The organism is Tateyamaria sp. (assembly GCF_039940735.1).
GTDB lineage: Bacteria > Pseudomonadota > Alphaproteobacteria > Rhodobacterales > Rhodobacteraceae > Tateyamaria.
The window spans coordinates 41885-54579 of the sequence record NZ_JBDVGB010000036.1; the positions used below are offsets into that span (position 1 = coordinate 41885).

9 protein-coding genes are annotated in these 12695 nt (G+C 54.4%); 5 read left to right on the top strand and 4 right to left on the bottom strand.

The window, feature by feature from the left end; all coding sequences use genetic code 11:
• Positions 1-60: 60 nt before the first annotated feature.
• From ABJF76_RS06665 to ABJF76_RS06680, 4 genes are all read left to right on the top strand, one after another.
• Entirely contained in the window at positions 61-2445 is a 2385-nt protein-coding gene (locus ABJF76_RS06665) for an ATP-binding protein (protein ID WP_413819029.1), read from the top strand.
• A 509-nt stretch (positions 2446-2954) separates the two neighbouring features.
• Positions 2955-4094: a phosphoserine transaminase gene (locus ABJF76_RS06670; RefSeq protein ID WP_413819028.1), complete on the top strand. Its 1140-nt coding sequence runs from the start codon at positions 2955-2957 to the stop codon at positions 4092-4094.
• A gap of 91 nt (positions 4095-4185) precedes the next feature.
• Positions 4186-5781: a phosphoglycerate dehydrogenase gene (gene serA, locus ABJF76_RS06675; RefSeq protein WP_413819027.1), complete on the top strand. Its 1596-nt coding sequence runs from the start codon at positions 4186-4188 to the stop codon at positions 5779-5781.
• A 432-nt stretch (positions 5782-6213) separates the two neighbouring features.
• Complete coding sequence (locus tag ABJF76_RS06680; RefSeq protein ID WP_413819026.1) at positions 6214-6942, top strand: metallophosphoesterase family protein; 729 nt, start codon at positions 6214-6216, stop codon at positions 6940-6942.
• Here the strand turns inward: ABJF76_RS06680 and tdh are convergent.
• The 3 genes from tdh to ABJF76_RS06695 form a co-directional block, all read right to left on the bottom strand.
• Positions 6939-7976, bottom strand: coding sequence for an L-threonine 3-dehydrogenase (gene tdh / locus ABJF76_RS06685; RefSeq protein WP_413819025.1), 1038 nt, complete (start codon positions 7974-7976; stop codon positions 6939-6941). The two genes, ABJF76_RS06680 and tdh, sit on opposite strands and share 4 nt — an antisense overlap.
• Positions 7973-9160 (bottom strand): glycine C-acetyltransferase, encoded by a 1188-nt coding sequence (locus ABJF76_RS06690; protein WP_413819024.1) that lies wholly within the window; start codon positions 9158-9160, stop codon positions 7973-7975. Before ABJF76_RS06690 ends, tdh begins: the two co-directional genes overlap by 4 nt.
• 93 nt (positions 9161-9253) lie before the next feature.
• The gene (locus tag ABJF76_RS06695; RefSeq protein WP_413819023.1) at positions 9254-9814 is read right to left on the bottom strand and encodes a helix-turn-helix domain-containing protein; all 561 of its coding nucleotides are present in this window, start codon (positions 9812-9814) and stop codon (positions 9254-9256) included.
• 97 nt (positions 9815-9911) lie between these two features.
• Here ABJF76_RS06695 and ABJF76_RS06700 point away from each other — a divergent pair, with 97 nt between their 5' ends.
• Positions 9912-11087: an acetyl-CoA C-acyltransferase family protein gene (locus ABJF76_RS06700; RefSeq protein WP_413819022.1), complete on the top strand. Its 1176-nt coding sequence runs from the start codon at positions 9912-9914 to the stop codon at positions 11085-11087.
• A 75-nt stretch (positions 11088-11162) separates the two neighbouring features.
• Here ABJF76_RS06700 and ubiB read toward each other — a convergent pair whose 3' ends face one another.
• A complete protein-coding gene (gene ubiB / locus ABJF76_RS06705; RefSeq protein WP_413819021.1) occupies positions 11163-12695 on the bottom strand; it encodes a 2-polyprenylphenol 6-hydroxylase in 1533 nt (510 codons plus the stop codon).

The window sequence follows — 12695 nt, forward strand, 5'->3', positions numbered from 1 at the left end:
GGCCTTGTCGCGATATGCGCCATTGCTCTTCTTGCGTACAATGTCTCGTGCGAGATCAGATTGCTTGGCTCTGCGCGGTCCGACAATGTACAATGGACTTTGGTTCAGACCCAAGTCGAGTTTCTGGAATTTGTTCAGCAGGTGGACAACGTCCCAGTTGAACCGGCCAAGCTTCGACAAGAATTCGATGTGTTTTTCAGTCGCGTCAAGACGGTGCAAGAAGCAACAATTTTTGAAGCTCTGCGTGCCGATTCCACGGCCCGCGAACACATAAACACATTGGCCGCCTTTTTTGACGAAACTGTCCCATTGATTGATGCGCAAGACGCGGAATTAATAGAGCAGCTTTCCCAGTTGTCTCAAATGACACACGATATCGCACCAACGGTTCGCGCTCTCAGCAATTCAGGGTTAAACGTTTTTGCCGAAACCGCTGACGCACAACGCCAAAACGTTGCGCGCACAATGACGCAGCTGGCGATTGCGCTCACTGCCCTGATTACTGTGCTGTTGATGGCCATCCTGTTTCTAAATCGTCTGAACATGCAAATTTATCGGCGCGAGCAAGAGAATAAACAAACGTCGGCCCGGATGACCACGGTCATGAGCACTTCTTTGGATGGGGTGGTTGTGTGCGATTCCAACGGGCTCATTTTAGAATTTAGCCCCGCTGCCGAGGGGATATTTGGGTATTCGGAACGCGACGTACTTGGCAAAGATATTGGATCCGTAATCGTTCCTGACCACTTGCGTGATGCGCATGACGCAGGGATGAAGCGCATGCGTGACCAGGGCGAAAAACATGTCGTTGGTAAAGGCCGAGTTCAATTGGAAGCCAAGCATCGCGAAGGCCGTATTTTTCCTGTCGAATTGGCCATTCAATCAGCGACAACAGACCAAGGCGAAATCTTCATCGCGTTCTTGCGTGACATTTCCCAACGCGTCGCTGCCGAAGCAGAATTGGTGGCTGCCCGCGACGCGGCCCTTGCCGGAGAAAAGTTAAAGACTGATTTCTTGTCAACGATGAGCCACGAAATTCGCACGCCACTGAACGGTTTGTTAGGTAACTTAAACCTTCTGCAAGACACTGAACTTAACAGCAAACAAGACCGTTACGTCGGACACATGGAAACCTCAGGCCGCCTTCTCATGAACCATATTTCCGACGTCTTGGACATCACGCGCTACGATGCTGGCAAGCTCAATACGCGGTCTGAACCTGTGAACATTTCTGCGTTGTTGCAAGACATTGTAGACAATCAAAACAGCACAGCCTCAAAGAACGAGACATCTTTGACTTGGCTATGGCATGGCCCCCGTATGGACTGGGTCATGTCCGATCATGACAAGTTGCAACATGTCATCATGAACTTAGTCGGCAATGCGGTTAAATTCACGCGACGGGGTAAGGTCGTAGTGACCATTGAAAACGTTGGCGAACAAGATGCCGCCGAATTGCTCATCAAGATTACCGACACAGGCCCGGGTATGTCTGAAAACCTGACCAAGCGCGTTTTCGACGACTTCGTGACGGGCAACACTGCCTATGATCGCGATGTTGGTGGGACTGGACTAGGCTTGAGCATCGCCAAGCGGTTTGTGAACGCTTTGGGCGGGGTTATCGGTGTTGAAAGTGTCGTCGGCGAGGGAAGCACGTTTTGGGTTAAAATGCCGGTAACCCAAGCGGCCGCGCCAAAAGAGGTCGAAACCGAGGTCCTTTCAACACCGCCAAGCCGACGATTGAACATTCTTCTTGTCGAAGACAACGAAATCAACCGCATCGTCGCCAGCGAAATGCTTCAATCCGATGGCCACACTGTTGTTGTGGCCCACAACGGGCAACAAGGTGTCGAGACATCAAAGGCGACCACATTCGACTTGATCTTGATGGATATCAGCATGCCCGTCATGGACGGGCGCACTGCAACACGTACGATCCGCAGCCAAGAGGGCGCCTCGAAAGAGACGACCATTGTTGCCCTCACAGCGAACGCTATGGTCGAAGAACAGAAAGAATTCCTAGCCGATGGGATGAACGGAATTCTCACTAAACCCCTATCCCGTGACGCATTGCGCGAGGTCCTACGTCAAAATGGTGAAACAGAAGGAACTTCTGATACGCCCATGTTCAACATAAACCATATTGCTGAAACCCGTGAGGCTTTAGGCGAAGTGACCTTTGCCAAACTCAGGTCCCGATTTGTAAGTGAGACAGATGACTTTCAGGATTGGTTGAGGACACAAACCACTCAGGATTACCTTGAAATCGCCGCACGCGCCCACAAGGTCGCTGGCAGCGCGGCAGTATTCGGGGCAGATCCATTGCGCAGTTCACTCAAAGCCGTTGAGAATGCCGCAAAGGTCGGAGACGCCGAGGCGATCAAGGACGGAATTTCGCACTTGGACAACATTTGGAAACAAACAAAGTCGCAGCTTTCAAACTAATAGAAAGTTCATTTTATATTCCCATGCTCCGATGACTTACCTTCCGGTAACCTTCGTGGCGCTGTTCTTGAATACACTCAAAAAGGCCTAACGATCTGTTTAACGAAACAGAACAGGCACCTTTTACGAAGGATGGAATGTGAGACAGGGATCATTCGCGCAGCATTGAAGTTCGTTCGCTGGCAAGTCAACGGCGGCGTTGTATGTGAACTGGTAGGGTCGTTGCTTACAATTCCGAATTTTACCGCAAAAGCCGTGAAGTCTTCTCAGGGATGCGGGGGTAAGTTGTCTAGTTGCCGAAACTGACCCCCGGCTGGGTCAAGACCAAGACTATGCACGACTAGGTTTGTGCCAATAGGAAACATGCGTTCCTAGGGAATTCTACAAAAGGCAGCATTTATCGGCAAGCTGCGTCCCTTTGTCTGTTGCTGTTTTTTCAAGGGTTCCGTATGTCCGGCGGTGGGACACCCTTCCCCAACGAAGGGCGATTATCTGTAAGGATAGCAGAAATGACTATGAATCAACCGGGCGCGCGCCCGGCAAACCCGCGCTTTTCTTCTGGCCCATGTGCCAAACCCCCCACACACAACCTAACCGCATTGTCCGACGCGCCTTTGGGCCGTTCGCATCGTGCAGCCGTCGGCAAGGCGAAGCTGAAACAGGCAATCGAAGAAACCCGCGACATCCTGGGTGTGCCTGACAATTACCGCATCGGTATCGTACCTGCCTCGGACACGGGCGCTTATGAAATGGCGATGTGGTCCTTGCTGGGTGAACGTCCCGCTGAAATGGTTGCTTGGGAAAGTTTCGGCGCAGGCTGGGTCACCGACGTGGCCAAACAGCTAAAGATTGAACATACGGTCCACACCGCCGCTTATGGCGAAATTGTCGATATGGCCGCCCTGAACTACGACAACGATGTTTGCTTTACTTGGAACGGCACGACATCCGGCGTGCGAATGCCAAATGGTGACGCGATCCCAGCAGATCGCAAAGGGCTGACGCTTTGCGATGCGACTTCGGCTGCATTTGCGATGGATTTGCCTTGGGACAAGTTGGATGTGACCACGTTCAGCTGGCAAAAAGTACTGGGCGGCGAGGCCGCACACGGTATGTTGATCCTATCGCCACGCGCAGTTGAGCGGTTGGAAAACTACACGCCTGCTTGGCCGATGCCAAAAATCTTCCGCCTAACCAAAGGTGGCAAGTTGATTGAAGGCATCTTTGTCGGTGAAACGATTAACACACCCTCGATGCTTGCCGTCGAAGACTATCTTTTTGCACTCGATTGGGCGCGTTCGGTCGGCGGGCTCAAAGGTTTGATTGCACGTGCGGATTCCAATGCAAAGGCAATTGCGGATTTCGTCGCGACGCATGATTGGATCGACAACCTTGCGGCTGACCCGGCGACGGAATCGACGACGTCTGTCTGCCTCAAGTTCAGTGACGATCGCATCACGGATGGCGCGGCATTTGCCAAAGCCGTGGCAAAACGTCTGGCGGACGAAAACGTGGCACTCGACATTGGTGCATATCGCGATGCCCCTCCAGGCTTGCGCATCTGGTGCGGTGGCACGGTTGAAACGTCAGACATCAAGGCCATGTTGCCTTGGCTCGCTTGGGCTTTCGAAGCCGAAATAAGCAGCTGACTTAAGGCGGAGAAAACTCCGCCTTACCCTTCCTTTCATTCCCGTAAGGCGGAGTTTTCTCCGCCATCCGACATCCAAAAGGACCAATATAATGGCCCCCAAAGTACTCATTTCTGACAAGCTCAGCCCCGCCGCAGTTCAAATTTTCAAAGACCGCGGCATCGAAGTCGATTTCCAACCCGACCTTGGCAAAGACAAGGAAAAGCTGGCTCAAATCATCGGCGACTACGACGGTCTTGCCATCCGGTCTGCCACACGCGTCACGCCCACGATCCTCGAAAACGCCAAGAACTTGAAAGTGATCGGCCGCGCCGGCATCGGCACGGACAACATCGACAAAGAGGCCGCCTCCAAGAACGGCGTGATCGTCATGAACACGCCTTTCGGCAACATGATCACAACGGCTGAACACGCGATTGCAATGATGTTCGCAGTCGCCCGTCAAATCCCAGAGGCCTCCGCTTCTACGCATGCGGGCAAATGGGAAAAATCCAAGTTCATGGGCGTCGAGCTGACTGGCAAGACCCTTGGCGTGATTGGTGCCGGCAACATTGGTGGCATCGTCTGTGATCGCGCGCGCGGCCTCAAGATGAAAGTCATCGCATTCGATCCCTTCCTGAGCACCGAAAAAGCCGAGAAGATGGGCGTAGAGAAAGTTGAACTCGACGACCTGGTCAAACGTGCCGACTTTATCACCCTGCACGTGCCCAAAACCGAAACGACCGCCAACATGATCAACGCCGAAAAGATCGCAATGATGAAGCCCGGCGTGCGGATCATCAACTGCGCCCGTGGCGGTCTTGTGGATGAGGTCGCACTGGCCGAAGCCTTGAAATCTGGTCATGTCGCTGGTGCTGCTTTTGACGTCTTTGCCGAAGAACCGGCCAAGGAAAACCCGCTGTTCAACTTACCCAACGTCGTTTGCACCCCACACTTGGGCGCAGCCACCACCGAAGCGCAAGAAAACGTCGCACTTCAAGTCGCGGACCAAATGGCGAATTACTTGCTGACCGGTGCGGTTGAAAACGCGTTGAACATGCCGTCGGTAACGGCAGAAGAGGCCAAGGTCATGGGTCCGTGGGTCAAGCTTGCGGGTCACTTGGGCAGCTTCATTGGTCAGATGACGGACGAACCTATCAAAGCGATCAACATCCTTTATGACGGTGTCGTATCCGAAATGAACCTCGAGGCGCTGAATTGCGGTGTTGTCGCTGGTATCATGAAGCGTGTGAACCCCGATGTGAATATGGTCAGCGCCCCTGTTGTCGCTAAAGAACGCGGCATCAAAATTTCGACCACCAATCAGGATAAATCCGGCACGTTTGATGGTTACGTCAAAGTGACCGTCGTGACATCCAAGCGCGAACGTTCGGTGGCTGGCACTGTGTTTTCCGACGGCAAGCCACGGTTCATCCAAATCAAGGGTATCAACATCGACGCCGAAGTTGGCGCGAATATGCTGTACACCACGAACGAAGACGTGCCGGGCATCATCGGCCTGCTGGGTAACACCATGGGCAAGAACGGCGTAAACATCGCCAACTTTACTCTTGGCCGGGATACTGTCGGCGGCGAGGCAATTGCCTTGCTTTACGTCGACAACGCGGTAACCCCTGATGTGTTACAAGCACTTGAGGGCACCGGTATGTTCAAGCAAGTGAAACCATTGGCCTTCGAAGTCGTCTAAGGTTCATGAAAGTAAGGCGCACATCATGTGCGCCTTACCTCTTTACGGAAATCGCCATGCTAAACCTCAAATGGGTTATGTATGTCTGACGTCCAAAACTGTGGGAACCGCATCCCGCCCCGCTGCGGCAAGGTATTTTGACCCAAAGCTGCCTAAGCTAATAGGTCCGCGGGGACGTCGACGCCCGACTTTCATCGCCTGGCTGTAGTGTAATACACCACACTGCCACGCACCGCGTCATGATGCCAAATCGCGCATGCCCCAATTTCCACAATCAAAGCGCTGTTGAACTCGAAATCTGCGGATGCAACTAGGATTGCCCAATTTTTAACGGATACAGGAATGCGTTAAGTTCAATCAGGCCATGCATCTTACATCCAGTCCTGAATTCAGTTAAGCGGCAAGCGTCTCTCATTTCGGAATTGGTTTTCTATGTCACATCCCATTTATGCCATTGGCGATATTCACGGCCAGAAAGCCGAACTTGACCGCGTATTGGCGCTGATCGAAGCGGATGGCGGGCAAGACGCTGATGTCGTGTTTCTGGGCGATTACACCGATCGTGGCCCGGACAGTCGCGCGGTTCTGGACACATTGGTCGACGGGCAACAAGACAAACGCAACTGGACGTTCCTTAAGGGCAACCACGATCGCATGTTTGAATGGTTCATGCAAAAACCGCTGCAACATGATCCGTACTTGATGGTCGAGCTTTATTGGTTGCACCCGCGTCTCGGTGGCGACACAACGCTGGCCTCTTATGGCGTGGATGCCAGCGGCAGACGACGCGAAAAGGATGTCCAGGCGGAGGCTCATGCAGCCGTGCCCGCGTCGCATATCGCTTTCCTTCAAGGCTTGCAGCTAAGTCACGTCGTTGGCGATCTGATGTTTGCACACGCCGGCATTCGCCCCGGTGTCGCAATTGAGGATCAAACCGAAGAAGACCTGCTATGGATTCGACAAGAATTCCATAGTTTCACCGAGGCATTCCCAAAACTGATCGTACATGGCCACACACCCGTGGACACCCCAACGCATTATGGCAATCGGGTTAACCTCGACACAGGGGCTGGATATGGCAAGCCGCTGACAGTCGCCGTGTTTGAAGGCACCCAAAGTTGGTTGTTGACCGACAAGAGCCGGGTGCCGCTGGGCGCTTAAGTCCAGTCAAGCACCACCTTACCGGACGAACCAGATTTCATCGCAGCAAAGCCATCGGCAAAGTCGCGTGCATGAAAACGATGTGTGATAACTTGGGATACATCCAAACCGTTCTGCAACATGGCGATCATCTTGTACCACGTCTCGAAAATCTCGCGGCCGTAGACACCTTTGATGGTGATGGCCTTAAAGACGATGCGGCTCCAATCTACGGGTGACTTACCGGGCGGAATCCCGAGCATTGCAATGCGTCCGCCCATGGTCATTGCCTCGACCATCTGATCCAAAGCCGCTTGATTGCCGGACATCTCAAGACCCACGTCAAAACCCTGCGTCATCTTCAGCCTTGGCATAACGTCCCGCAAATCGTCTTGCGCAACATTGACGGGCACCACATCTGCAACCTGCGCAGCCAACGCCAAACGATCTGGGTTCACGTCGGTGATCACGACGTTGCGCGCGCCCACGTGCCGGGCCACTGCGGCTGCCATAATCCCGATAGGCCCAGCGCCTGTGACCAACACATCTTCTCCGATCAGATCAAAGCTAAGCGCGGTATGAACAGCGTTGCCAAGCGGATCGAGGATCGCCCCGATATCGTCACTGATTTCATCCGGCAACGGGACCACGTTAAAGGCCGGCAATCGAAGGTATTCGGCAAAGGCGCCTTGTTCATTTACGCCAATCCCACGCGTGGCAGGATCTAGATGAAACTTGCCGGCACGTGACTGACGCGACGACTTGCCAATCAGATGACCCTCTCCGGAACATCGTTGACCAAGCGTGAAATCCTGCACGTTAGAGCCTAATTCGACGATCTCGCCCGCGAATTCATGGCCTGTAATCATGGGCGTCGGCACTGTGCCCGCAGCCCAATCATCCCAATTCCATATGTGAATATCGGTGCCGCAAATCCCGGTCTTGGTGATGCGGATCAAGACATCATCAGGGCCAATCTCGGGCACCGGTGCTGTCACTTGCCACAACCCTTCGCGAGGGTGCGTTTTTTCCAGCGCGATCATTTCATTGGTCATGACAAAACTCCTATGGCTTTGCCTGCGACTTCGAAGGCCTTAAGCCCACGATCCAGATCATCCCGCGTCAACGCAGCATTCATCTGCGTGCGAATACGTGCCTGCCCACGTGGCACCACCGGAAAGAAAAACCCCGAAACATAGACGCCTTCGTCAAACAAACCTGCCGCCATGTCCTGCGCGATTTGCGCATCACCAAGCATCACAGGAATGATGGGGTGTTCACCCGGCAGCACATCAAAACCCAACCGCGTCAAACCGGCCCGCCAATAAGCTGCGTTGTCGAACAATTGCGCACGCAAGGCGTCACCTTCTTCCACCAGCCGGATCGCTTCGATACCAGCGGCGACAATCGCGGGCGGCAAAGAATTCGAAAACAGATAGGGGCGCGCCCGTTGCCGCAACAAGTCGATCACGGGTTGCGGCCCGGCGATGTACCCCCCAATCGAGCCACCCATTGCCTTGCCAAGTGTTCCCGTCAAGATATCGACCTCGACCCCTGCATGCGCGGGCGTTCCAGCACCTTTGGGGCCCATAAAGCCCGTGGCGTGACAATCATCAACCATAACCAAAGCATCATATTGCGCGGCCAGCGCCGTGATCTCGGTTAACTTTGCCAGATACCCATCCATTGAAAACACGCCGTCTGTTGCGATCATGATGTGGCGCGCACCGGCAGCGCGGGCGGCCTGCAATTGTGTCTCTAATTGTGCCATATCGTTGTTTGCGTAACGAAAGCGTTGCGCCTTGCACAACCGAATGCCGTCGATGATCGATGCATGGTTTAGCGCATCTGAAATGATGGCGTCCTCCGGGCCCAAAAGGGGTTCGAACAGACCACCATTGGCATCAAAACATGCGGCAAACAGAATGGCGTCGTCCTTCCCTAAGAATGCTGCCAATCGGTGTTCAAGTTCGCGGTGCAAATCCTGTGTTCCGCAGATAAAACGAACAGAGGCCATGCCAAAACCATGACTGTCCATCGCACCTTTGGCAGCCGCAATCAGATCTGGGTGATCCGCCAGCCCTAGATAATTGTTGGCGCACAAATTCAGCACTTCGCGCCCGCCTACATCAATTCGACCAGCCTGAGGCGAAGTGATCATGCGTTCGCGTTTGGTCATCCCATCCGCATCAATTTGCGCCAGCGTATCCGTGATGTGCGATAGGAAATTCGTCGTCATGTCAGGTCTCCTTTAAAGGATGTCTAACATAACGGATTTGATTCCTGAATGGAGGAAGTCAAAATACCGGACAATAATCCGTGAAGTTGGAAACTATGCGTCCTGCACCACCAAAAACGCACGACTTGGTCGCGACGCCTCGATGCTATGCGCCACGTCTGCGGCATAACGCGCTGTATCGCCTTGCCCCATTTTTTGACTGGTACCGTTGCTTGTCACGGTCAGCTTACCGTCGATGACAGTCAGATGTTCACGCGCGCCTCGCCGATGCGGTTGGCTATCGAGCACGCCACCTTCGTTAAAACGCAGTTCATACACCTCGTGCCGCCCGGCATCTTCGGGTGGGCTAAGAATGCGAATGGTGCATCCTGCACCACGGTTTTCGATGCTTGGCACATCAGCAGCGCGCAGCACCTCAATGTTGGATTCAGGCCCATCTTCAAGCAAGCCTGCAAAATCCACCTGAAGTGCGCGCGTCAGATTCCATAACGTCGCAATGGTGGGCGAGGATTCGCCGCGTTCGATCTGGCTAACCATGGATCGGCTGACACCCGACAGTTTTGCGACTGCCTCAAGCGACAGGCCTTGCACCCGCCGCGCTTCTTTCAAGCGAGCAGGCAGAAGGGATAAGATAGCGTCTGTTTCATCCGTCATGACGGAGAGATGCCCGTGCCGTTGCGTCTCTGTCAAGGTGTGGGGCTTTCATTGCAGACACTGCGGCGTCATCATGACGCAAATTGAAAGGATCATTATGACCAATGACATCGTCATCTTAGGCGGCGCGCGCACCGCCATCGGCACATTCGGCGGATCGCTTGCAGGCACGACACCTATCGATCTTGGTACAACGGTCGCCAAAGCGGCCCTTGAACGGTCCGGCGTTGAAGGTGGTCAAATTGGGCATGTCGCCTTTGGCCATGTGATCAACACTGAGCCGCGCGATATGTATTTATCTCGTGTCGCGGCGTTGCAAGCCGGGGTGCCAGACACTGTGCCTGCAATGAATGTGAACCGTTTGTGCGGGTCTGGTGTGCAGGCGATTGTGTCAGTTATTCAGTCTTTGATGCTGGGGGATGCCTCGTTTGGCCTTGCTGGTGGTGCCGAAAACATGTCGCGGTCCCCGTTTATCATTCCCGATCAACGCTGGGGTGCAAAAATAGGCGACGTGCGCACGCTTGATATGATGCTTGGCGCGTTGAATTGCCCATTTGGAACAGGACACATGGGAGTGACGGCTGAAAACGTTGCCGCGGAACATTCAATCACGCGCGAGGCTCAGGATGCTTTCGCTATGCAAAGTCAGCAGCGCGCGGCGACCGCGATCGCGGACGGGCGGTTTACCAGCCAGATCACCCCAGTCGAGGTACGCGTAAAACGCGATACAGTCGCGTTTGAAGTTGACGAACATCCCAAGGCAACCAGCCTTGATGCTTTGGGCGGTCTGCGTCCGGTGTTCCAGAAAGATGGAACCGTCACAGCAGGTAATGCTTCGGGCATCAATGACGGTGCCGGAGCTGTCGTTTTGGCCACGGCAGAAGCAGCAGAAAAAGCAGGCCTGAAGCCGCGCGCGCGCGTGCTTGGGTATGCGCATGCCGGCGTGCGCCCCGAGGTTATGGGCATTGGTCCGATCCCCGCAGTGCGTAACCTGCTTGAACGAACAGGGTTGTCAGCCAGCGACTTTGATGTCGTGGAAAGCAACGAAGCTTTTGCCGCCCAAGCACTCGCTGTTTCCAATGATCTTGGTTTTGATCCAGCCATTGTAAATCCCAATGGTGGCGCAATTGCTTTGGGTCATCCCGTCGGGGCGACGGGTGCGATCATCACCGTCAAAGCGCTTTATGAGCTTGAGCGGATCGGCGGGTCAAAAGCGCTGATTACCATGTGTATTGGTGGCGGTCAGGGAATTGCGCTTGCGATTGAGCGGTGAGCTTAGATCGATCGGCGAACTGGGGCGCTGCCCCAGACCCCGGCATATTTTAAGAACAATGAAGGGCGGGTCGAGCTAGGTTAGTCCGCTCACCAAAAGAGTCAGCCCACCGCCTGCACATAGACCGATCAACCCAGTCACAACGATCCAACGCCAGAACCCCTGCCGTTTGGGAGGGTGTGGATTGGACTGCGCAATCAGGGCTTGTTCGACCAATGCAGGCAGGCGTGGACCAAAGCGGGTCAGCACCCGCGCGGTTTTATACAGATCACTTACAACAGCTTTGGGGCCGATGGATTTTTGAATGTAGTCCGTCACCACCGGTGAGGCGACTTGCCAGATATTCATGTTGGGATTGAGGCTGCGTGCGACCCCTTCGACGACCACCATCGTGCGTTGCAGTAGGATAAGTTCAGTGCGTGTTTCCATGCCAAAGCGTTCGGTCACTTCGAACAAGTAATTCAGTAGCCGCCCCATCGAAATCTTGGACGCGTCCATGCCAAAGATCGGTTCACCGACGGCGCGCAGGGCGCGGGCAAATTCATCGACATCTTTGTCGGCGGGGACATATCCGGCCTCAAAATGCACCTCGGCCACGCGTTTGTAATCTTTGCGGATAAAGCCAAACAGAATCTCGGCATAGACGCGACGCGTGTATTCATCGATGTGGCCCATGATCCCGAAGTCATAGGCGATAATGTCCCCATTCCCGGCCACCTTCAGGTTGCCTTGGTGCATGTCGGCGTGGAAATAACCATCGCGCAGCGCGTGCATAAGGAATAATTTCAGCACCCGTTCGGACAGATCAACGCGGTTGTGCCCCGCTGCATCAATCGCATCGTTGTCACCCATTGGAACGCCATCGGCCCATTCAAGTGTCATGACGCGCCGCGCGGAATATTCCCAACGGATTTGCGGCAGGGAAAAGCCCGCGTCATCCTTGGTATTGGCCGCAAATTCCCCAGCAGCAGAGGATTCCAATCGCAAATCTAATTCGCCCTGCACCACGCCGTCGAAATGTTCGATGACTTCTAGCGGGCGCAAACGGCGCGCGCCGGGGGCAAAAATTGCAGCGATCCGCGCGGCAAAGTAAAACGCATCAACGTCCTTTCGGAACGCCTTTTCTATGCCGGGGCGCAGGACTTTGACGGCAACCGTGTCGCCCCCATCAGCCAAGCGCGCCTTGTGCACCTGAGCAATCGATGCCGCGGCAACCGGTTCGCTGAATTCGGAAAAGATGGTGTCCGCCGGCTCGCCAAGTGCGCGTTCCACTTCGGCTTTGGCTTCTTCGATTGTGAAGGGTGGCAGTTTGTCTTGCAACACGCGCAGCTGTACGGCCAGTTCATTTCCCACCACATCAGGGCGGGTCGAAAGCACCTGCCCAAATTTGATATATGCCGGGCCCAGTGCTGTCAGTGCGCGGGTTGCAGGCGGCATAGACGGGTCACCCTTGTACCCCAACCATTGAAACGGTTTGCCCAGCGCTTTGGCGACAAATCGCAATGCAGGCGGGGCCTCGAATGCGTCTAACACAAGGTTCATTGCGCCTGTGCGTTCAAGCGTCGCGCCTGTGCGGATTAACCGTATGATATTGTGCGGGCCGCGCAT